We start from the raw sequence: 23,133 nt of genomic DNA, 5'->3' as shown, positions 1-23,133 counted from the left end.
ACCCTATGGTCGTATCAGCAGCTATTGACCGAACAAAGGCTTCCCATGAGTGAAGATGCACAAGATGTAGTACTCATCGTCGAGGATGACCCCTCGATTCTGATGGTATTGTCCGCTTACTTGTCGGGTGAAGGTTACCGGGTGCTGCAGGCCGAAAACGGCGAGCAGGCTTTTGAAATACTGGCGAGCAAGCCACACCTGGACATGATGATCACGGACTTTCGCCTGCCCGGCGGGATTTCCGGCGTGCAGATCGCCGAGCCTGCCGTGAAGCTGCGACCGGAACTCAAAGTGATTTTTATCAGCGGTTATCCGCAGGAAATCCGCGAGACCGACAGCCCGATCACGCGCAAGGCGCCGATCCTCGGCAAGCCGTTCGATCTGGATGTGTTGCAAGAGATCATGCAGGAAATGCTGTCGTAAAAGGCCCCGCAGCCCCCAGTTGTGGGGGCTTTCAGATTCGGATCATCTCCCGCACCTTGGCCGTCAACAGGTCGAACGTGAACGGCTTGGTGATCATCTGCATGCCAGGGTCAAGGAAGCCGCCGCGCACCGCCGCGTGTTCGGCATAACCGGTAATGAACAACACTTTCAGATCAGGCCGGTACTGCCGACCGATTTCTGCCAGTTGCCGGCCATTCATTCCAGGCAACCCCACATCGCTGATCAACAGGTCGATACGCTGGCCCGAGTCGAGAATCGGCACTGCGCTATCGGCATCGCCCGCTTCGACGAAGGCATAGCCCAACTCACTCAATACTGCACTGACCAGCACGCGTACCGCCGGATCGTCCTCGACGATCAGCACGGTTTCACCGTTCTGGGCGTAAGGCGCGTGTGCGATATCGATCAGTGTGTCCTCGACCAGATCACCGTTGTAGCGCGGCAAATACAGACTCACCGTCGTGCCGTTACCCACTTCACTCTCGATGGACACGTGACCGTGGGACTGCTTGCTGAAACCGTAAATCATCGACAAGCCCAAACCCGTGCCCTGGCCGATCGGTTTGGTCGTGAAGAATGGATCAAAGGCCCTGCTGATAGTGCCCTCCGGCATACCGCAGCCGGTATCGGTCACGCTCAGTACCACGTAATCACCCGGTTGCAGGTTGCTGTGGACCCGGGTGAAGCCATTGTCCAAGTGTTGATTTGAGGTGTTGACCACCAGTTTTCCGCCTTCTGGCATGGCATCTCGGGCGTTCAGCACCAGGTTGAGCAGGGCGCTTTCGAGCTGATTGGGATCGGCCTCGGCCACCCACAGGTCTTCGCTTAGCTGCATGTCCAGATGAATGCTTTCGTTGATGCTGCGCTGCAAGAGTTCACCCATCGATACGACCAGGGTGTTCATTTCCACGGGTTTGGAATCCAGCGACTGGCGTCGGGAAAAGGCCAGCAGGCGATGAGTCAGGCCTGCTGCACGATTGGCGGAGGTCACCCCCAGATCGATCAGACCGTCCAGGTCATCGGTGCGACCCCGGGCCAGGCGGCGACGCAGCAGCTCCAGGCTGCCGATGATGCCGGTCAGCATGTTGTTGAAATCATGCGCGATGCCGCCGGTGAGTTGGCCGACCGCTTCCATTTTCTGCGACTGCCTGAGGGCTTCTTCGTTGTGTCGCAGTTGGGCGGTGCGTTCCTCGACCTGTTGCTCGAGGGTTTCCAGCGTGTTTTGCAGGCGCAGTTCGCTTTGGCTCAGGTCAATCAACCGGTCCCTGGCTTCATACTGTCGTCGTCGTCCACGCAACGCGGTGGTGACGAGGCTGATCAACGTCACCGGATGAAACGGGCGCTCGAGGAAGGTTACGTTGCCCAGTTGCGGGCCGAGACGTGACGCGGGGTTCTGTTCCGGGCCGCCGTGGTGAGTCAGCAGTACGATCGGCAGGTCTGACCAGGTCGGTTGTTGCTCGATCAAACCCAGCAGAGGCGCGATATCACAACCCATCAACGCTTCCGAAGAAATCACCAGCAGGCCGGCGCCTTGCGCGAGTTCGCCGCACAGCGTGACCAGATCCCGGGTAACGAGGCCTTCGAATCCCGCCTCATTGAGCATCATCAGCGCAATCTGGCTGTCGCGTCCCAGCGGCGCGAGAATGATCGCGCGCTCGGACATCGCCTCGATAACCCTCACCGGACATTTTCCTTAAGGAGTGGCTGGCTGGCGCCCAGATAAGTCGGCACGCCGCGCAACACGCCCTGGAAAGCATCCAAAGGCTCACCGATCTTCATGCCCGTGTTGCCGATGCGGTATTCGCGAATAGTCGATTCGTGGCTGCCGGTGCGTTTCTTGATAATTGAAATGGCCCGGCGAACTTTGCCCAGGGCTTCGAAGTAACGCAAAAGAATCACCGTGTCTGCCAGATAAGTAATGTCGACTGGCGCCTGCATGTCCCCGACCAGCCCATGTTGGGCCACCGTCATGAACGTCGCGGCACCTCGGCGGTTGAGGTACAGCAGCAACTCGTGCATGTGCAGCACCAGCGCGTTTTCCTCGGGCATCGCGGCCTGATAACCGTTGATGCTGTCGATCACCACCGTTTTGATCTCGCGCTCATCGACACAACGACGAACCCGGTGAGAGAACTCGCCGGGGGACAACTCGGCGGCGTCGACTTGCTCGATCAGCAGGTTGCCGGTGTCTTGCAGCGCTTGCAGGTCGATGCCCATGTTTTTCATGCGCTCGAACAGCAGCCCCAGTTCCTCGTCGAAGATAAACAGCGCGGCTTTCTCACCCCGGGCGACGGCGGCCGCAGCGAAGATCATCGAGATCAGCGACTTGCCGGTACCGGCCGGGCCGAGAATCAGCGTGCTGGAACCGGTCTCGATGCCGCCGCCGAGCAGGGCATCCAATTCGTCGATGCCGCTGGTTAACTGCCGGCGCGTGTAACCGCCGCGGTGTTCAGCCGCGACCAGACGAGGGAACACGTGAACGCCGTCGCCCATGATGGTGAAGTCATGAAAACCGCCACGGTACTTCTGACCGCGGTATTTCACGACGCGGACCCGCCGGCGCTCGGCGCCATAGTTGGGCGTCAGTTCTTCGAGGCGAACAACACCGTGCGCCACGCTGTGGACGGTCTTGTCGAGGGATTCGGTGGTCAGGTCATCCAGCAAAAGAACGGTGGCGTCGTAGCGCACGAAGTAGTGCTTGATCGCCAGAATCTGCCGGCGATAACGCAGTGAACTCTGGGCCAGCAATCGGATTTCGGAAAGGCTGTCGAGGACCACCCGGGTCGGCTTGACCCGTTCGACCACTTCGAAAATCTGTTTGGTCGCTTCACCCAGCTCAAGGTCCGAGGAATACAGGAGGCTCTGCTGATGGTCGGCATTGAGCAGGCTTTCTGGCGGGGTCAACTCGAAGATGTGGATGTGTTCATCCAGCTCCCAACCGTGGGACAACGCCCCTTGGCGCAGTTCGCGCTCGGTTTCTGAAAGCGTGATGTACAACGAGCGCTCGCCGGCACGAGCGCCGGCCAACAGAAAATGCAACGCGACGGTGGTTTTGCCGGTTCCGGGTTCACCCTCCAGCAAAAACACATGCCCGCGGGACAATCCACCGGCCAGGATGTCATCCAGACCTTCGATGCCGGTGGCGGCTTTTGCACTGAACAACTCGTTAGATGTAGACAAAAAAAACCCTCTCATGACTAGGGGAAGCGAGGCTGCAGGCCTGAAGTGCCTGAATGGACTGCCTGATCACTTGACCTTTTGACGTTGCGACGGTTCAACCTTTTTGTTGGCGTGATGGAGGGGGCCGTTACAAGCCTTGCTGCAACGCCGGATCATCGGGATTGAGCTGTTCCAGCTGCGCCAGAAGGATCTGCACGTTCTGCAGTTGTCCGCTTTCCTTCCAGTAATTGATCAACAGCACCCGCGCCTTGCGGTCGGCGGGATGGCGCTGAACGATCTCCTGCAGCTGCTTTTGCGCTGCTTCCAGTTCTTGCTCGCCATGCAGGGTAGTCGCCAGGTCATAGCGGTAATCCTTGTTGTTCGGTTCAATCTCGACCGCTTTGGACAGACCGAGCAGGGCGAACTCACTTTGCCCGTGATGCAGCAACCAAAGCCCCAAGGCATGTTGCAGGTAGGCCGAGTCGGGTTGCGCCTTCAGCTGTTTCGCCAGCAACTGCCGAGCGGCGTCGCTTTGGCCTTGCTTGTCCAGCACTTCAATCTGCATGACCAGCGCCGGTAAATTGACCGGGGCCAGCTGCAACGAGCGTTCCAGCGCCTGCTGTGCCTCTTTCAGTTCGCTGTTGTGCAGGTGCAGGCGGGCCAGTTGGTATTGGGTTTCGGCGCTTTCCGGCTGGCTCTTCAGGACCTGTTCCCAGGCATCGATGGCTTGCTCCAACGGCCCGAAATACAAGCCCAGGTCATCCGGCGACAAGCCCAACAGCGCGTTGATCGCGGCAGACCGGACGCTTTGTTCGCTGTCATCCAGCAACGGCCCGATCAGCAGACTGCGCTGCCCGCTGGGCACCAGTCCGCCGATGCTCTTGATTGCCGCAATGCGCACGTCGGCCGAGGAGTTTTGCAGGTCTGCGGCCGCCAGTTTCAGGGCTTGTGGGCTGGGGTAATTAGGCAGTTCGGCGTGCAGCCAGACACGACGTTTGGGCGACAGGTCGGGGCGAGCCAACTGTTGGTACAGAACTCGTGCGGCCCCCGGTTGCCCGGCGCGAGCCTGGGTCAATGCTTCGCTGTAACCGCGCTTGATGGCTTCCGGCACCACGGGTGTCGTGCTGCGCAGGAAAAACCAGGCAAGAGCGAAGGCGAACAGGACACAGAGGCTGATGAGCAAGTAGCGGCGGGACTGGGGCATGCAGGAATCCGGGGGCTGGCGGCTTTTGCAAAGCTGTCAGCTTCGGTCAGGTGGGCGTGTGAGTCAAACCCTGACTCAGTTCAATGCCGGTGAATTTGCCTACAGTTCGCGTCGACATTGAAACCCATCGAAGCCATGAAGCAGTGACTACGCTTGCTGGAGATGACTCAAAGAGTATTCCCATGCAACCGCTGCTCCAGTACTTCAAGGCAATACTCAAACCCGGACAAGGGGTGCTGTTGTTCGCCTAGGCCGATTTGCTGCGCAACCAGGCCAACCTGATAGCTGCGGGCGGGGACGACGGCCACGGTGACGGTCCAGGAAACCAAAAAATCTCAAGATCGCCGGTAACCCTATGGGAGCGAGCTTGCTCGCGATGGCGGTGAGTCTGTCGACAATAATTCTGAATGATCCACCGCTATCGCGAGCAAGCTCGCTCCCACAGGGGATTCAGAATTGTGCAGGCAAAAAAAGCCCCGCGACCGAATGAGGCGCAGGGCTAAAAAATTGGTCGGTTGCGGCCAACCAAAGGAGCTCTTTAAAAACTTACTTGCTGGCGACCGTCTCTGGTTGCCAGCCACCGCCAAGGGCTTTGTAAATCGCGACAATGCCGCGATAAAGATCGGTTTCGGCCAAGGCTTGGGTATCTTCGGCTGCCAGGCGTTCACGTTGGGCATCCAGCAGGACGAGGAAGTCCACGGTGCCTTCGCGGTAGCGAATTTCGGCCAGGTCCGCGGCGGCACGACTCGCTTCGCTCTGACGGATCAGCGAGATCAACCGTTGCTGACGTTTGCCGTAGTCGCTGAACGCGTTTTCCGACTCTTCCAGCGCCAGCAACACTTGTTGCTCGTAGGTCGCCAGCGCGCCTTCGGCATCGGCATCGGCGCCGCGCAGACGGGCCCGCACACTGCCCAGGTCAAACGCTGCCCAAGTGATGCTTGGGCCGAGCGCCCAGGCATTGGCCGCCGCCGAACCGATTTGCGAACCACGGCCGGCGGTGAAGCCAAGGAAACCGCTGAGGCTGACCCGAGGGAACAAATCAGCCTTGGCCACGCCGATACGGGCGGTGGCGGAGGCCAGTTTGCGCTCGGCGCTGAGGATGTCCGGACGACGTTGCAGCAATTCACCCGGATCACCGATCGGCAACGCCTTGGCGATAGCCGGCAAGTCTTTTGGACTCAGGTTGACGGTCAGCTTGTCCGGACGCTCACCCAGCAGGGTGGCGATACGGTTTTTCTGCCGAACCTGTTCAGCCTGCAACTGCGGCACGCTGGCTTCGACCGAAGCGAGGCGTGCATCGGCACGCTCCACGTCCAGTTGATCGCCGACGCCGGCATCACGCAGGCTTTCGGTGATCTTGCGCGATTCCTGCTGGTTGTTCAGGTTGGCCAAGGCAATCTTTTCACGCAGTTGTGCACCGCGCAGTTGACCGTAGGCGTCGACCAGTTCGGCAATCATGGTGACTTGCAGTTGGTACAGATCGGCTTCGGCCGCTTGCTGTTCGGCGTCACTGGATTCCAGGTTGCGCTGGATACGCCCAAATAAGTCCAGTTCCCAGGCCATGTCCAGGCCCAGGTCGTAGCGTTCGCTGTTAACCCGCTTGGTGGTCTGGCCTGGAATCTGACCTTTACCCAAATCACTGCTGGCGCGGCTGGTGATGGTTGGCATGGCGTCATTGCTGACGTCATCGCGGATCGCCCGGGCCGCTTTCCAGCGGGCGAAGGCTACGCGCAAATCACGGTTGCCTTGCAGCGATTGAGTCACCAACTGGTTGAGGGTCGGGTCTTCGAACTGCTGCCACCAGATGCCTTCGAAACGCGTACGGTCGAAGTTCTTCTGGCCGGCTGCACCATCGGTAGCGGTGGTGATGTTCGCCGGCTCAGTGGCTGGGGTCTTGTAGTCCGGGCCGACGGCACAGGCGCTCAGGGCCAGTACCAGAAGGCTCGGCAGGAAGGCTTTCAGGCTCATTGTTGCGCCTCCAGTTTCAGGGCCTTGGCCGCTTTGCGTTTTTCACCGCGCTCCACAAAGTTACGAATCAATACGTAGAACACTGGTGTCAGCAACAGACCGAAGAAGGTCACCCCGAGCATCCCGGAGAACACCGCCACACCCATGGCATGACGCATTTCGGCACCGGCACCGCTGGAGAACACCAGAGGCACGACACCCATGATGAACGCGAAGGAGGTCATCAGGATCGGCCGCAGACGCAGACGGCAGGCTTCCAATACCGCGGCGAGCGGGCTGAGGCCTTCGTCCTGCTGTTTATCCTTGGCAAACTCGACGATCAGAATCGCGTTCTTACACGCAAGTCCCACCAGTACGATCAATCCGATCTGGGTGAAGATGTTGTTGTCGCCTCCCGAAGCAATCACACCGGTGATGGCCGACAGCAGGGTCATCGGTACGATCAGGATCACCGCCAGTGGCAGGCTCCAGCTTTCGTACTGAGCCGCGAGCACCAGGAACGCCAACAATACGCAGAGCGGGAACACAAACAGCGCGGTGTTGCCGGACAGAATCTGCTGGTAGGTCAGGTCGGTCCATTCGTAGGTCATGCCGTTGGGAAGTTCTTCCTTCAGCAGTTTCTCAATGGCTTTTTCGGCTTGGCCGGAGCTGTAGCCGGGGGCTGCCGCACCGTTGATTTCAGCGGTGATGAAGCCGTTGTAGTGCATCACGCGGTCCGGCCCCGAGGTGTCGCTGACCTTGATGAAGGTCGCCAGCGGGATCATCTCGCCTTTGTTGTTACGCACTTTCAACTGACCGATCTGGTCCGGTTCGAGACGGAACTGCTGTTCAGCCTGAACGTTGACCTGGTAGGTACGGCCGAAGCGGTTGAAGTCGTTGGCATACAACGAACCCAGGTAGATCTGCAGGGTGTCGAAGATGTCGCTGACGGCCACGCCGTGGGTCTTGGCTTTTTCCCGGTCGATGGCGGCATCGACCTGCGGCACGTTCACGGTGTAGCTGGTGAACAGGGCGGCCAGTTCCGGCACGTTGTGGCTTTTGTTGATGATGTTCATGGTTTCTTTGTACAGCTCGTCATAGCCCAGGTTGCCCCGGTCTTCGATCTGCAGGCGGAAACCACCGATGGTGCCCAGGCCTTGTACCGGCGGCGGCGGGAAGATCGCCATGTAGGCTTCTTGAATCCCGGCGAACTGGCCGTTCAGTGCACCGGCAATCGCACCAGCGGACATGCTCGGGTCTTTGCGCTCGTCGAACGGTTTCAGGGTCACAAACACGATGCCGGCGTTAGGACTGTTGGTGAAGCCGTTGATCGACAGGCCGGGGAAGGCCACCGCACTTTCCACGCCAGGCTGTTTCAGGGCCAGGTCGGACATGCGTTTGATCACGTCTTCGGTACGGTCCAGGCTCGAGGCGTCCGGCAGTTGCGCGAAAGCCACCAGGTATTGCTTGTCCTGGCCGGGTACGAAACCGGTCGGGGTGCTGGAGAAACCGAAGAAGGTCAACACCATCAGGCCTGCGTACAGCAGCAGGGCAATACCGCTGCTGCGGATAACCCGGCCTACAGTGCCGACATAACTATGGCTGGCCTTGTCAAAGAAACGGTTGAACGGACGGAACAGCCAGCCACCGAAGATCTTGTCGAGGACCCTGGAGAAACGGTCTTTCGGTGCGTCATGGCTTTTGAGCAACACAGCAGCCAGTGCAGGCGACAGGGTCAGCGAGTTGAACGCCGAGATCACGGTCGAGATCGCAATGGTCAAAGCGAACTGCTTATAGAACTGACCGGTCAAGCCGGAGATGAACGCCGCCGGGATAAACACCGCACACAGCACCAGCGCGGTTGCTATGATCGGGCCGGTCACTTCACGCATGGCCCGCTTGGTCGCTTCGACCGGTGTCAGTCCCAATCCGATGTTTCGCTCGACGTTTTCCACCACCACGATGGCGTCATCCACCACGATACCGATGGCCAATACCAGACCGAACAGTGACAGGGCGTTTAACGAGAAGCCGAACAGGTGCATCACGGCAAACGTACCGATCAGCGAAACCGGTACCGCCACCAACGGAATGATCGAGGCGCGCCAGGTTTGCAGGAACAGGATCACCACCAACACAACGAGGATCAGCGCTTCGAAGAGGGTGTGAACCACCGCCTCGATGGAGCCGCGCACGAAGATCGTCGGGTCATAAACGATGCTGAAGTCCATGCCTTCCGGGAAGTTCTTCTTCAGTTCGGCCATTTTGTCGCGAACTTCGTTGGAGATCTCGATCGCGTTGGAACCAGGGCGCTGGAAGATCGGGATCGCCACCGCCGGCTGGTTGTTCAGCAGCGAGCGCAGCGCGTATTGGCTGGAACCCAGCTCAATGCGAGCAATGTCTTTCAGGTGCGTGATTTCACCGTTGTCGCCGGAGCGAACGATGATGTTCTCGAACTCTTCTTCAGAAACCAGACGGCCCTGAGTGTTGACCGACAGCTGGAACGCAGTGGCATTCGGCGCTGGCGGCGCACCGAGGGCACCGGCAGCGACCTGACGGTTCTGTTCACGGATCGCGGTCACTACATCGGTCGCGGTCAGGTTGCGCGAAGCGGTTTTGTTCGGATCAAGCCAGACCCGCAGTGAGTAGTCGCCCATACCGAACAACTGCACGTCACCGACACCGCCCAGACGCGCCAGCTCATCCTTGATGTTGAGCAAGGCGTAGTTGGACAGGTAGAGCATGTCGTAGCGTTTGTCCGGCGAGGTCAAGTGCACAACCATGGTCAGGTCGGGCGAAGCCTTGTCAACGGTGATACCGATGCGCGTCACTTCTTCTGGAAGTTTCGGCTCGGTACGGGTCACACGGTTCTGAACCTGCACCTGTGCGTTGTCTAGGTCGGTACCCAGGGCAAAGGTGATGGTCAGGGTGATCTTGCCGTCAGCGGTAGACTGCGAGGACATGTACAGCATGTTCTCGACGCCGGTGATGGCTTGCTCCAGGGGAGCGGCCACGGTTTCACCGATGACTTTCGGGTTGGCGCCCGGGAAGTTGGCGCGAACCACAACGGTCGGTGGCACGACTTCCGGGTATTCGCTGATCGGTAACTGGAACAGCGAGATGGCACCGGCGATCAGGATCAGCAGCGACAGTACCGCTGCGAAGATCGGCCGTGAAATGAAGAATTGGGAAAAATTCATCGGAGTCGTTGTCCCTTAACCGCGTGGAGACGCAGCAGCCAGTTTCACAACCGAACCCGGCGCGACCTTGGCAGGTGCGACTTGGGGCAGGTTGCTGGCTTCCAGCGCTTGTCGTTGTTGAGCGAGTGCCGCGATGGTTTGTTCGCTGGCCATCGGGATCACTTCAGGGGTGACTGGCGAACCGGGACGTACCCGTTGCAGACCCTTGACGATGATCGTGTCGTCCTTGTTCAGGCCGTTGCGCACAATGCGCAGACCTTCGATTTTCGGACCCAGCTCGACGGCGCGGTACACAGTCTTGTTGTCGGCATCCATCACCAGCACGAACTTTTTACCCAGGTCGGTGCCGACGGCTTCGTCGTTGATCAGCACGGCGGAGTAGGTGCCGCTGCCGACCAGCTTCAAACGGGCATACAGGCCCGGGGTGTAGGTGCCGTCGGTGTTGTCGAACACGGCGCGACCACGAATGGTGCCGGTTTGCGGATTGACCCGGTTGTCGACGAAGTTCATCACGCCCTGGTGCGGGTTGCCGTCTTCGTTGGACAGACCTAGGTAAACCGGGGTGGTGGCGCCGCGTTTGCCCTGACGAGCGAGCTGGGTGTATTTGAGGAACACACGTTCGTCGGCATCGAAGTAGGCGTAGACCTTGTCGGTGGAAACGACGCTGGTCAGCGCGGTGGTATCGGCGGTCACCAGGTTGCCGGCGGTGATTTCCGCACGGCTGACGCGACCACTGATTGGCGCGGTGACACGGGTGAAGCTCAGATTCAGCTTGGCCAGGTCCAGTTGAGCCTGGATCGCACCGACGGCCGCGCGGGCTTCCTGGGAAGCGCTGGTGCGCGAGTCGGCGAGTTCAGCAGAGATTGCGTTGCTGGTGCGCAAGCGTTCGCCGCGCTGGGCTTCATTTTCGCTGCGGGTGGCGTTGGCGCGACCTTGGGCAACCAGTGCTTCGAGGCGGCGGACCTCGGCCTGGAAGGGACGTGGGTCAATCTGGAACAGCAAGTCGCCTTTCTTGACCAGCGCACCTTCAGTGAAGGCCACTTCATCAATCTGGCCGGAGACCCGTGGACGAATTTCTACGGTTTCTGGCGCTTCAAGGCGCCCGGTGAATTCGTCCCACTCGTTGACCGGTTGTTCCAGTACCTTGGCGACACTGACTTTCGCCGCAGGCATGGTAGCGGCAGACTCCGGAGCCTTGCCGCAGGCGCTCATCACCAGTACGGCCAACATGGCCAACGGGAAGCGCAAATGTTTGAGTGACTGTTCCATGGATGCATCCGCCAATGTATTGAGATGGGCGGATGATGAGCGGCGGGGTGGTATCGCACGAATCGAATGAAGCGAAGGTAACTATCATTCGGAATGATATGAGTCTGAAGCAAGCCCTCTAGCATGCACCTTGCGTTGAGGAGCAATCAATTGATTCATGACAATTCAGTGTTGCAGGTAATGCAAAGGAATGGCTTGAAACCGAGTTGCGCCCTTCGCGGGCAAGCCTCGCTCCTATAGGTGGGCGCGATCGACTGTAGGAGCGAGGCTTGCCCGCGAAGGGGCCATCAGCCCCAACACAGGGTCAGGATCAGGCCAAGCTATCCGGGTCACCAAAAAACATCTGAATCCTGGACCGCAACCAACGCTCACCCGGATCATTGTCCTGCGACCCACGCCACGCCATGTGCAATTCAAAGCTGCGCACCGGCAACGGTGGGTCTTCAGCCCGCACACCGCCAGCCGCTGTCAACGCGTCAGCCGTGTAATCGGGCACCGTCGCGACAATGTCGGTGCCGCTGATGAGCGTGCTGAGCCCGTTGAACTGCGGCACCGCGAGCACCACATGACGCTTGCGCCCGAGCTTCTCCAGTTCTTCATCTATAAAGCCGCTCAGGTCGCCGGCAAACGACACCAGCGCATGGGGGCGGGCGCAGAAGTCATCCAGGCTTAACGGCCCTGGTACCGTATCGGCACGCAACAGCTTCGGCATGCTGCGACGCAGCACTTTGCGCTTGGCGTTGGCCGGCAGGTCGGCGGTGTAGCTGACGCCGATGGAAATCTCGCCCGAGGCCAAAAGGCTTGGCATCAGAATGTAGTTAGCCCGACGCACCACCAGTACGATTCCCGGCGATTCGGCGCGCAAGCGTTTGAGCAGCATCGGCAACAACGCGAACTCGACATCGTCCGACAGGCCAATGCGGAATACCGCCGTACTGGTCGCCGGGTCGAATTCCGCCGCACGGCTGACCGCGGTGGAAATCGAATCCAGTGCCGGAGAGAGCAGGGCGAAGATTTCCACCGCGCGGGCCGAAGGCTCCATGCTGCGCCCGGTTCGCACGAACAACGGATCATCGAACAGCCCGCGCAGGCGCGAGAGCGCCGCACTGATGGCCGGCTGACCGAGGAACAGTTTCTCCGCAGCACGGGTCACACTGCGTTCGTGCATCAATGTTTCGAAAACGATCAACAGGTTCAGGTCGACACGACGCAGGTCATTACGATTCATCTGGAGTCCTGGCAGAGTCATCAAGCTTGACGAGAGCGGCCATATGAGAACAATGGCCGGCATGAATCTTACGGGGAAAGGCTGCTACTCTGCACCGAATAATTCAGTTTCCCTGGAACGGCTACCCGGATTTTTACGACAACCGTTGATCCTGTGGATGCTGCGGAATCAATGACAGGCATGTCGACTATTAATAGCCACTGATAGTCTTGGGTAGAAAGCCCAGATAGAGTTCAGGGCATTAGAGGTTTCTTTGACGAGGTTTGCGATGTCCCGCACGATTCGTTTTCACAAGTTTGGTCCAGCCGAGGTGCTCAAATGCGAAGAGCATGCGGCCGCTCTCCCTGCACCGGGCGAAGTGCAGGTGCGCGTCGAGGCGATTGGCATCAGCTGGTACGACATTCTCTGGCGCCAGAATCTGGCCTCATCACACGCTCGTCTGCCTTCTGGCCTTGGCCATGAAATGTCCGGCGTCGTAACGGCGGTCGGCGAGGGTGTCGATGACCTGGCAGTCGGTGACAAGGTCGCCAGCTTCCCGGCTGAAAGCCCCAACGACTATCCGGTCTACGGCGAGCAGATTGTTTTGCCGCGCTCGGCACTGACCCGTTATCCGGACGTGCTCAGCCCGATTGAAGCCAGCGTGCACTACACGCCACTGTTGATCGCCTACTTCGCTTATGTCGATTTGGCACGGGTCAAACCCGGGCAATTTGCCTTGGTGACCGACGCGAGCCACTGTGCCGGTCCATCCTTTGTGCAACTGGGCAAGGCGCTGGGTATTCGGGTCATTGCCGCGACCAAGACGTCGGAGGAGCGCGAATATCTGCTGTCCCTCGGCGCCGAGAAAGTCATCGTCACTGAAGAGCAGGATCTGCTGATGCAGATCAACAAGATCACCGACAACCGCGGCGTGGACGTGGTGTTCGATGGCCTTGGCGGCCCGCAGATGTCGCTGCTTGGTGATGTGCTCGCGCCTCGTGGCAGCCTGGTGTTGTACGGCCTGCAAGGCGGTAACCAGACGCCGTTCCCGGCCTGCGCAGCGTTCCAGAAGAACATTCAGTTTTTCGTTCACTGTATCGGCAACTTCACCGGCAAGCCGGAACTGGGCATCATTCAGGACCAGGTCGCACTGCAACGTGCCTTGCGTGACATCAACCAGCTGACCGCTGACCGCGTGCTGCTGCCGCTCAAGACTCGGGTCTTCCCGTTTTCCGAGTTTGTCGAGGCGCACCGTTACATGGACGAATGCCCGTGTCGCGAACGGGTCGCCCTCCAGGTCGAACCGGCCTGATACCCCTGGAACAGTCCGTGCTTGCACGGACTTTTTCATTCCCCCTCCGAAAATCCGAGACGTCCCGTCCACCTGCGATGGGTCAGTTCAGCAACTGAACTGGTTTTTGCTCTCAATCTGTATCTTCTAATCATTATGTAAGCCACGATAATTGAATGATTACTTTCATCTCAAGGAATGAGCTATGGCTGGGTATCGGATAGATACTGTTCATCGCGCTCCGGCAATACAAACTCAACAAATAGTGCGTTATCGATCAATTGCCGAAAAACTAAAGACGACTTCTTTCTTTATTTCTCGTGCTACATGTCTGTGGGACGCTGTCGGATATTTCCTAGGATCTCGCGGATGGTCGCAAGACGCCCGCTCTGCGGGGCTTTGCAGCGATCGCGCATTGGCGGGATCACAAGTAAGCTCGATTCATTTCAAATAATTACCAAAAACTAAGTGTTAGCATTTGAAATCAAGCACAACACTTTAATCATGACAGGCGGCCGTTTGCGCAATGCATACAGTTGTTTGCGTGACATCGAACCTATGCGTAACAGGTAAACAATGATGACCCATACCCATGAGCAGGCAATGAACTATGTTTATCAGCAAGTACTGCAGCGTTTGCTGAGTTTTTTCTCACGCGCCGAGCGCACCGCATTGCAGCTGATGATTCAGCGCCTGGTGGTCGCCGCGGGTGGCATGGAGCGTATCGGCGAATACAAGGTGTTGGCGATCCAGTCAGGAAGCCGCGACAGTTGCTACACGCTTGCGCTGCTGCGTGCCGCGCAATTGAGCATCGCCGGTCGGGCGCCTGCGACGTTCCAGCTGCGAGTGGCGACCTTGCGCACGAACGGGGCAAGCGCGACGGCCCTTGAAAACATCCATCACAGTTGCAGTGCGTTGTTTCTCTACGACGATCCTCGGGTCGAAGTGGTGATGGTCGATAACCGGGAAGTCCTGCCGTTCAGCCACCTGACGCCGGTTTCCGAAGCCGGTCGCGAGTCGAATCGCCTGAATCTATTGATGGTTGGCCACCGTCGAGCCTGGAACGGACCGCTCGACCTATGGGATGACGGGTACCTGGCAGCCGGCGAGTTTTATGGGCAAATCTCCCGTTGGGAGCGGGGCGTCGATGCGTTGGTCAGCAGCGATACCCCTCGTCAGCAAAAGCAGTTCATGGATGGGTTGAACCGTGCGGCTCGAAAGGCTGGTCTCAAGGCGTCGAGTTACCCTGAATCCGGTTACGAGGCGCTGTTCGCACGACTGGATGAACTGGGCAGTGATTGCTACCGCGAGTTTTATCCTGAACATACACAGGCCGAGTGGCGCCCGGCCGAATGTTTTGAGGCGTGTCGGCGCACGACCTTCATCGATATTCACGACATGCTGGTCAGCAACCTGGAAGATCGCTGGCCACTGCTCACCGAGTTTCTCGGGTTTAAACCTGACGAACTGGCGGCTCAGCTCAGCGATAACGAATTCGTCAGCCTTTCGATTTTCGCGCACGTTCGGGGGCTGGAAGCCTGTTTTGTTCATGGCCGCACGTATGAAGCGGGCGTTGCCGAATACGTGCAGCGAGCCTTGGTCATGATGCGTCGCAAACAGATTCCCGAGCGCTTTTGCGAGCAGGCAATGGAGGCGTTCGGCATGCCGTCGCCAATGTCCGATCAGCGTGCATTGGTGACGGCCGAGGCCCAGAAGCACCTCGGTTTGAGCGAGGCTCAACTGGTGTGCTTGTTGTTTGCACCCTTCGTCGAGAACGGCGCCTCGCTTGAGCGTTTTCTACGCCAGTGCCATCCCGGGATGCTCGTGGCGTTGCCTGACCTGCACCGAGCGATGCAGGGCAACCCGGCGCCCGAGCAAGTTCTGCAATGGATGGTCGACGTCAGCGGGTTACCCGTCAGTTTGATCGGCACGCTTTACCGCATGGGGCCGGTGGCCAGGGGCGAGGAACCTGGCACGGCAATCGATGATGCGGGAATGCAAGCGTCGGACATCGACGCGGGTGCCGCCGCGAATGGCGAACGGTCAATGGGTCGTTGAAAGTGCCCGGTTTTACTGCGTTCACCCCCAAACGCCGCGCCGTGCGTAGCGTATTCGGTCATTGTCCATGAAGGGCCCACGCGAAACCGACTTCGCATATCAGGCGGTGTACCGTTACCTGACCAACCTCATCAACGAGCCGGTCAGCGACACGCGAGTCCGTCTTCCTTCGTTGCGCCAGTTGGCGGACCGTCTGAGTGTGTCGATTTCCACTATCCAGTACGCCTACTCGCTGCTGGAAAAGGAAGGTCGGGTGTATTCGGTCGCCAAATCCGGTTACTACGCGCTGCCCGTGTCGTCCATTCGCCCGCTCAGCAGCGGCAATGACCTGCTCGAGACGGTCTATGTGAATGCCAGGCGTCCAGGAATGCTGGTGTTGAGCGCGGATGAGCCGGCGTTGTTACAGCCCCTGGACAGTCCGTTGCTGCTACTGGAAAGAGAACTGCTGCGTCAGTATCCGCGCCAGCCGCAACCGACTTCACAACCTTGCGGCGAACTGGAGCTGCGCGCCGCCCTGGCCGCGCGCTATACCTCCTCTCCGTCACGCTGCTGGCACGCCGATGATGTCTATATTGGCGCCGATTTGCGTGGGGTGCTGGAGATACTGATCGCGGTGCTTTGTCTCAAAGACGCCAAGGTTGTCGTCGAATCGCCCTGCGACTGGACGATTCTGCGCTTGCTCCAGGACGCTGACGTCCACGTCATCGAGCTGCCCTTGCAAGCCAATGGCAGCCTGGACCTTGAGCAACTGACGCAACTGCTGGAGACCGAGCCGGTGCGACTGGTCATGCTTTCATCCGGTCTCAATATGCCGCGCGGAAGTATGGCTTCCCAGAGCAACAGGCAGTCAACCTCTCAGCTACTGGAACGTCATGGCAGTTGGGTGTTGGAGAACGACTGCTACGGCGAACTCGAATTCGAGCCAGACGGCGTGCGGTTTCGCGATCTGCTGAACCCGGATCGACTGATTGTTTTTTCCACCTTTGAAAAATCCATCGGGCCGGAGGCGCCCTATGGCTATCTGCTCTCGCGGCAACTGAGCGTCGAACTGCAGCGGCATTTCCTGTTGCGTTCGTTCCGGTTGTCGCCGATTCGCCAGAAAGCCATCGCACGGCTGTACAGCAACGGGCGAATCGATCAGCACCTGGTGGTCTTGCGACGGCTGCTCAGGGATCGCAAAGTGCACATGACTCAGCTGTTGCAGGAGCGTCTGGGCGATGCCTTGCACTTCGTCGAACCCTTGGGCGGTGCGACGATCTGGGCCCGGTCATTGCGCCAGGTCGATGTACGCCGGGTGTTCCATCGCCTGCTCAGACACCATGTGGTGATCGCGCCAGGAGAGCTGTTCAGCCTTCAGGGGTTACACGCGCAACACCTGCGCCTGAGTCATACCTTCGGCGGCGACCACGATCTCGCGGCGGCCATGGGTTTATTGGGGGATGCGTTGCGACTGGAATCAATCGATTGAGCAGGGCCGGGGACTCTGGAGATTGATAACATTTCGCTCGGGATCGATAACGTCGCGCTGCGGTCAAACTGCCAGTAAACTGCGTTCCTATTCCTGAACCACTCTATTCCAGAGGTTTTGCATGACACTCAGTCCTTTTGCGGGCAAACCGGCACCGGCAGAACTGTTGGTCGACATCCCGCGACTGGTAACGGCCTATTACACCGGCCAGCCTGATGCCGCCATCTCTACCCAGCGCGTCGCCTTCGGCACGTCCGGACACCGAGGCAGCTCGTTCGACCTGAGTTTCAACGAATGGCATGTTCTGGCGATCAGCCAGGCGATCTGCCTGTACCGCGAAGCACAGGGCATCGACGGCCCACTGTTTGTCGGCATCGATACGCACGCGCTGTCCACTCCGGCCGGCGCCAGCGCCCTGGAAGTGCTGGCAGCGAACGGCGTCACCGTCATGATCGCCGAGGGTGACGAATACACGCCGACCCCGGCGATTTCCCACGCGATTCTTTGCTACAACCGTGGCCGAACTTCGGGCCTGGCGGACGGTATCGTCATCACCCCATCGCACAACCCGCCGCAAAGCGGTGGCTACAAATACAACCCCACCAACGGTGGCCCGGCCGATACCCACATCACCAAGTGGATCGAGGCCAAGGCCAATGAGTTGCTGGGCAACAAGCTGGCCGGCGTCAAACGCATCAGCTACGAGCAGGCGCTGAAGGCCAGCACGACCCATCGTCACGATTACCTCAATACCTATGTCGCCGACCTGATCAACGTGATCGACTTCGACGCCATCCGTGACGCCAAGCTGCGTCTGGGTGTCGATCCGCTGGGCGGAGCAGGGGTGCGCTACTGGTCGGCGATTGCCGAGCATTACCGTCTGGACCTGGAAGTGGTCAACAAACAGGTCGATCCGACGTTCCGTTTCATGACGGTCGACTGGGACGGGCAAATCCGCATGGACCCATCGTCGAGCCATGCCATGCAAGGCCTGATCGGTCTGAAAGATCGCTTTGACGTAGCGTTCGGCTGCGACCCGGATCACGATCGCCATGGCATCGTGACCCCGTCCGGTGGATTGTTGGCACCGAACAGCTACCTCGCCGTGTCTATCGACTACCTGTTCCAGAACCGTCCGCAGTGGCGCGCCGACGCTGCCGTGGGCAAAACCGTGGTCAGCAGCGGCATGATCGATCGTGTGGCCAAGCGGCTGGGTCGTCGCCTGTACGAAGTGCCGGTCGGCTTCAAATGGTTTGCTGACGGTCTGTTCGACGGTTCTCTGGGCTTTGGCGGCGAAGAAAGCGCCGGTGCCTCGTTCCTGCGCAAGGACGGTGGCGTCTGGAGCACCGACAAGGATGGCTTGATTCCGGCACTGCTGGCCGCAGAAATGACCGCACGCACTGGTCGCGATCCGAGCCAGGTCTACCGTGCGTTGACCGATGAACTCGGCGAACCGTTCTCGGTACGCGTTGACGCCAAGGCCAATCCTGAACAGAAAGCCTTGCTGAGCAAGTTGTCACCGGACCAGGTCACCTCGACCGAACTGGCCGGCGAAGCGATCCAGAGCATCCTCAGCCATGCACCGGGCAACGACCAGGCCATTGGTGGTTTGAAAGTCATGACCGAGAACGGCTGGTTCGCGGCACGGCCTTCGGGCACCGAGGATATCTACAAGATCTACGCCGAGAGTTTCGTCAGCGATGAACACCTCAAGCAGTTGGTGGCAGAGGCTCAAACTTTGGTGGATGGCGCGATTTCTGCCAAGTAAGTGACGGCCCCTTCGCGGGCAAGCCTCGCTCCTACAGGATCCGCGTTGAGCACATAATTGTGACCGACGCATATCTTGTAGGAGCGAGGCTTGCCCGCGAAGGGGCCAGCACAACCCACTAAAATTTGGGTGTAAAAAAGGGGCGACCATTAACGGTCGCCCCTTTTTTTCCCCTGCGTTTACTGCATCAAGCCAGATCCACCAATACGATCTCACTGTCCTCAACCGCAGTCACCCGCAACACCTGCTCATCAGCCACTGCCACACCGTCTCGAGCGTGTGCACGCAGGCCATTGACTTTAATGACACCGGTGGCCGGAACCAGGTACGCGCGACGGCCACTGTCCAGGCGATATTCGGCGGACTCACCAGCCTTCAGGTTCGCCGCCACCAGTCGTGCATCGGCACGGATGCGCAGGCTTTGATCGTCCCCCGTCTTGCCGCTGGCCAAGGTCACGAAACCTTCGCGCTGGCCTTTCGGGAAAGGCTTGGCGCCCCAGGAAGGTGCCAGACCGGACTCGTTCGGAATGATCCAGATCTGGAAGATCCTGGTTTCGCCCGCTTCCAGGTTGTGTTCGCTGTGGGCGATCCCGGTACCAGCGCTCATGACCTGAACATCGCCCGCTTCGGTGCGACCCTTGTTGCCAAGGTTGTCTTCGTGGGTAATTGCACCTTCACGAACGTAGGTGATGATTTCCATGTCCCGGTGCGGGTGTTTCGGGAAACCGGTGCCCGAGGCAATCACGTCGTCGTTCCAGACTCGCAGGTTGCCCCAATTCATGCGTTTCGGGTCGTGGTACTCGGCGAACGAAAAGTGGTGATGGGCATCCAACCAGCCATGGTGGGCACCGCCCAGAGAGTTGAAAGGTCTGAGTTCAAGCATGATCGTCTCCTGAAAAGGTTCGTCATGGGGCAGAGCGCCTGGGCCACGAAACGAGAACCGGTGGTTGATGGCGGGCATCATCTATCAGGCACCAATCGATAAAAAGCGTAAAAAACGCCTCAATACAATCGAATTAGTTGATATTAAATAACCTCGAAACGTTCTCATCTAGCCTTCACTTCATCGTATAAGCCAATGACCTGTAAGCATTTCACTAGAACTCAACGGCAAATACGGACACCATAGCCCTCAACAGCCTCACACCCTGGAGTCAGTCCGAGTGCCGCAACACACCCCCGATCTTCCTCCCGAACTTCGTCCCCTGGCCGAGATGCCATTGCTCAAGCGCCTGGCCGCCCGGTTCTTCGGTCATGGCCTTACCCGACTGCGCGCGCAACACCGTGCGTCGTGGCTGCACGGGCAAGCCGACGGTTTTCGCAGTGGTCACAGTGCCGGGGTCGATTACGGCTATAAGGAAGGGAAAGCCGAGGGGTTGGAAGAAGGTCGGCAGGTTTTGTTGATCCGCGATTCGCGCTCAACCGAGCACCGGCCACCTAACGTTGACGACAACTTGTTCGACGATTGGCGCCTGCCATTGAGTGCCGAGTTGAAGAAGCGCATAAAAGCCGATGTCGCCCGACTGCTGCCACCGCACGCCCAGCCCAGCGCTGCCCAGTGGAAGATGATTTTCAGCGACACGCCTTCGACGTCAGTGATTGCCGGGGCCGGGGCGGGCAAATCGACGACTCTGGTACTGCGCATCTTGCTGCTGACCCATTACCTGGGGTTCGAGCTGAGTTCGATGACCGTGGTGACCTTCACCCGCGAGTCGCGCAAAGACTTCATTAATAAGCTGATCGAGTTATTTGCAATGTGGGGCCGTGCGCTGAGCCTCAAAGAGGCACGGGACCTGGTGCGCACCTTCCACTCCCGAATTTTGCCAATGGTTCGCAGTCTGCCGGGCTTCGAGCGTCTGCAAGCGTTCGAAAACCTCAGCAATCGCGCGCAGAACGGCGATGAGGAGGTCGACAGCAATCCCTTCGACCTGCGCATCAACGACGCCCAGCGTCAGCAACTCAATGCCTGTTTTCACAGCCTGCACACCCGCGATGAGCGTTTTCGCGAGCTGATCAAGCCGTTGTCCCGTCACGCTTTGCAGCTCAAGGAGTTGGAGCGCGATCACCCCGACGTGCAGAAGCGCATGGCAGTGACCGAGTTGGCGGCCAAACGTGACGAAGAGCTCTGCGACACTGTTGAAGATCTGTGGTTTCGCGCCGGCGCCTGGCCGATCAAAGGCATCGAGCCCAATCGGCAGTCCTTCGACATCAATGGTGCGACCTTCCATTGTCACGGCTACATTCCGACGCTGGACGCCTGGGTGGTGCTGGGATTTGATCCTCGGGAAAGTCCGCAAGTCAGCCGCCCAAATGCCAAGTTAACCGTTCGCGCGGAATGGGCTGTCAAGCGCACCCTGTTTCAAGCTTTCTGTCGTAAACCATTGATATGGTTAGATAGTTACGAGTCATCCAAGCGTGTATTGGCCTCCTTGGCGGGCGATGCCAGTGCCGGGCCTGGCTTCGATTACAAGGTCAAAGGAGAGCTGGGGTCGGCTCCCTTGCTGGACTGTTTTGTGGCTGCCGCCGGGTTTATCGAAAACCTGGGCCTGGATGTGCCGAATGCTGTCGGTCAGATGAGTTTCGCCAAGGATGACCCGGACCGGTTTTTCTTCGAGGCCTTGAGCCTGTTCTGGCGCGCCCTGGAAGATCACTTGCTTGACCAAAAACCACCGGTAATGACCTATAACCGGATGTTTGCCTTGTTCAGCGAGCATTCCCCGGAAAACCTGAAATTGCTGGGCGATGAACTGCTGAGGCCTTTGTCTCATCTGATGATCGACGAATTTCAGGACGTATCGCCGCAGATTGTCTCCTGGATTCGTGCCAGCCTGGCCGAGATCCGCAGTCGCGGCCCGGGAATGCACGTGGGGCGTGGCGCGCAACGGTCATCCTTGCTCTGCGTCGGCGATGACTGGCAGTCGATTTATGGCTGGCGCGGCAGTTCCCCGTCGTACTTCATGGAGTTCAACAAGGAATTCCCGTCTCCGAGCACGACGAAGGTGATGCTCAGCGACAACTATCGAAGTCATCAGCACATTATTGATGCTGCCGAGCATATCGTCCGCGCAGCACCATCGATCGCAGGAAAGAAGGCCAAGGCCAGCGGTGAACCCAAGGCACTGTTGCCGGTGAACGTCATGGATAGGGACGATCAAGGAATGGCTCAGCGTTTGATCCAGCATTACAGACAGGGCGATTCAATCTTGATGCTGTATCGAAAAAGCAGCGATAAGTTATTGATAGAACAGCATATTCAATCTGTAGTTAATGTAGATTCTAGCCTGCCGTACGAAGCGCGCCGGATCAAACAACTGACCTATCACAGCGCCAAAGGCCTGCAAGCTGACGCGGTGTTTTTGCTCGGTGATTGCCAGCACCTGACCAGTTCTCCTTACAAGAACCAGGTCTATCGGATGGCCGGACTTGGCAAGTCGGGCGACAACGAGCCGTACGACAACGCGCAGAAAGACGAAATCCTGCGACTGGCTTACGTCGGCATCACTCGGGCGGTGAGTCATTGCTATTGGTATGTCGAGGGGCAGGACACTCAGGCTGCGAACATGCCCAAGGCTTCTGACCGGATTGGCAAGGACAAGCCGTTTTTCGCCGATCACCGCCAGGGTCAGAAACTGGCTTGAACCCGAGCCCCACAAAAAAGCCCACAGGATGTGGGCTTTTTTGTGGGGCGGTTGGCCTTCAGGCATAACTCTTGAGGGCCACTGGAGGAATGAAAGACTCAAGTTCGTCTTCCACGGCTTCGATTATTCGTTCTACGTCCGCAGCATTCATCACGGTAGCGCAAGGAATGCCTGCAATGGCGATCATGGTCTCGCCACTGGCGCGGTCAAACAGGCGGGCAATCATGCTGCCCGGTGCGTCCATGCTCGCCTCGAATCCCATGGGATGAAAATGCCAGCGCATCAGCTGGCAGGCGTTTGGAAACGTAACTTTACTGAAAGACCCTTTATTCATGTGTTGCCCGCCTTCTTCATCGAGCGCTTCCTTTAGCTCATGTTAGGAGGGAAGAGCCTTCAATGGCTCAACCGGTGACTGCTTTTAAAAGTAGCATCCAGATGTGAAAACCATGTGATTTTTTTCAGTCCGTTTGGCGATTGCTT

At 58.7% G+C, this 23,133-nt stretch carries 16 protein-coding genes; 6 read left to right on the top strand and 10 right to left on the bottom strand.

Features of this window, described 5'->3' with window-relative positions:
- Positions 1-45: 45 nt before the first annotated feature.
- A complete protein-coding gene (locus ACYZTM_RS00795) occupies positions 46-423 on the top strand; it encodes a response regulator (protein WP_131058583.1) in 378 nt (125 codons plus the stop codon).
- Between the two features lie 31 nt (positions 424-454).
- Here the strand turns inward: ACYZTM_RS00795 and ACYZTM_RS00790 are convergent, their stop codons facing one another.
- The 8 genes from ACYZTM_RS00790 to ACYZTM_RS00755 all read right to left on the bottom strand — a co-directional run bounded on the left by ACYZTM_RS00790 (position 455) and on the right by ACYZTM_RS00755 (position 12,451).
- Complete coding sequence (locus tag ACYZTM_RS00790) at positions 455-2,107, bottom strand: ATP-binding protein (RefSeq protein WP_371928398.1); 1,653 nt, start codon at positions 2,105-2,107, stop codon at positions 455-457.
- A 14-nt stretch (positions 2,108-2,121) separates the two neighbouring features.
- Positions 2,122-3,624, bottom strand: coding sequence for an ATPase domain-containing protein (locus tag ACYZTM_RS00785; RefSeq protein ID WP_461986403.1), 1,503 nt, complete (start codon positions 3,622-3,624; stop codon positions 2,122-2,124).
- A gap of 127 nt (positions 3,625-3,751) precedes the next feature.
- Positions 3,752-4,807, bottom strand: a complete 1,056-nt coding sequence (locus tag ACYZTM_RS00780; protein WP_131058580.1) for a HEAT repeat domain-containing protein — start codon at positions 4,805-4,807, stop codon at positions 3,752-3,754.
- Positions 4,808-4,974: 167 nt separating this feature from the next.
- The gene (locus tag ACYZTM_RS00775) at positions 4,975-5,115 is read right to left on the bottom strand and encodes a hypothetical protein (RefSeq protein ID WP_461989293.1); all 141 of its coding nucleotides are present in this window, start codon (positions 5,113-5,115) and stop codon (positions 4,975-4,977) included.
- A gap of 238 nt (positions 5,116-5,353) precedes the next feature.
- Positions 5,354-6,775 carry an efflux transporter outer membrane subunit gene (locus tag ACYZTM_RS00770; protein ID WP_131058579.1) on the bottom strand — a complete coding sequence of 474 codons (1,422 nt, stop codon included), beginning with the start codon at positions 6,773-6,775 and terminating at the stop codon, positions 5,354-5,356.
- Complete coding sequence (locus tag ACYZTM_RS00765) at positions 6,772-9,954, bottom strand: efflux RND transporter permease subunit (protein ID WP_131058578.1); 3,183 nt, start codon at positions 9,952-9,954, stop codon at positions 6,772-6,774. Before ACYZTM_RS00765 ends, ACYZTM_RS00770 begins: the two co-directional genes overlap by 4 nt.
- A 15-nt stretch (positions 9,955-9,969) precedes the next feature.
- Positions 9,970-11,223 (bottom strand): multidrug efflux RND transporter periplasmic adaptor subunit MexE, encoded by a 1,254-nt coding sequence (gene mexE, locus ACYZTM_RS00760; RefSeq protein ID WP_131058577.1) that lies wholly within the window; start codon positions 11,221-11,223, stop codon positions 9,970-9,972.
- A gap of 310 nt (positions 11,224-11,533) precedes the next feature.
- On the bottom strand, positions 11,534-12,451 hold the full coding sequence (locus ACYZTM_RS00755) for a LysR family transcriptional regulator (protein WP_257605177.1): 918 nt from the start codon (positions 12,449-12,451) through the stop codon (positions 11,534-11,536).
- A 268-nt stretch (positions 12,452-12,719) separates the two neighbouring features.
- Between ACYZTM_RS00755 and ACYZTM_RS00750 the strand changes: the two genes are divergently transcribed.
- The 4 genes from ACYZTM_RS00750 to pgm all read left to right on the top strand — a co-directional run bounded on the left by ACYZTM_RS00750 (position 12,720) and on the right by pgm (position 19,015).
- A complete protein-coding gene (locus tag ACYZTM_RS00750; RefSeq protein WP_131058575.1) occupies positions 12,720-13,742 on the top strand; it encodes a zinc-dependent alcohol dehydrogenase family protein in 1,023 nt (340 codons plus the stop codon).
- Positions 13,743-14,300: 558 nt separating this feature from the next.
- Positions 14,301-15,779 (top strand): hypothetical protein, encoded by a 1,479-nt coding sequence (locus ACYZTM_RS00745; protein WP_461986400.1) that lies wholly within the window; start codon positions 14,301-14,303, stop codon positions 15,777-15,779.
- A gap of 67 nt (positions 15,780-15,846) precedes the next feature.
- Positions 15,847-17,247, top strand: a complete 1,401-nt coding sequence (locus tag ACYZTM_RS00740; RefSeq protein ID WP_461986398.1) for an aminotransferase-like domain-containing protein — start codon at positions 15,847-15,849, stop codon at positions 17,245-17,247.
- A 121-nt stretch (positions 17,248-17,368) separates the two neighbouring features.
- The gene (gene pgm / locus ACYZTM_RS00735; protein WP_461986396.1) at positions 17,369-19,015 is read left to right on the top strand and encodes a phosphoglucomutase (alpha-D-glucose-1,6-bisphosphate-dependent); all 1,647 of its coding nucleotides are present in this window, start codon (positions 17,369-17,371) and stop codon (positions 19,013-19,015) included.
- Positions 19,016-19,202: 187 nt separating this feature from the next.
- Here pgm and ACYZTM_RS00730 read toward each other — a convergent pair whose 3' ends face one another.
- A complete protein-coding gene (locus ACYZTM_RS00730) occupies positions 19,203-19,898 on the bottom strand; it encodes a pirin family protein (protein ID WP_461986394.1) in 696 nt (231 codons plus the stop codon).
- A 280-nt stretch (positions 19,899-20,178) separates the two neighbouring features.
- On the opposite strand from ACYZTM_RS00730, the gene ACYZTM_RS00725 reads away from it, so the two are divergent.
- Positions 20,179-22,653: a UvrD-helicase domain-containing protein gene (locus ACYZTM_RS00725; protein ID WP_461986392.1), complete on the top strand. Its 2,475-nt coding sequence runs from the start codon at positions 20,179-20,181 to the stop codon at positions 22,651-22,653.
- 58 nt (positions 22,654-22,711) lie between these two features.
- Here the strand turns inward: ACYZTM_RS00725 and ACYZTM_RS00720 are convergent, their stop codons facing one another.
- Positions 22,712-22,987, bottom strand: coding sequence for a DUF1652 domain-containing protein (locus ACYZTM_RS00720; RefSeq protein ID WP_109631085.1), 276 nt, complete (start codon positions 22,985-22,987; stop codon positions 22,712-22,714).
- Between the last annotated feature and the right edge of the window lie 146 nt (positions 22,988-23,133).

This window comes from Pseudomonas sp. MDT2-39-1, assembly GCF_054898085.1.
Note: the sequence above shows the minus strand (reverse complement) of the source record. Positions and strands in the feature narration are given on the sequence as shown.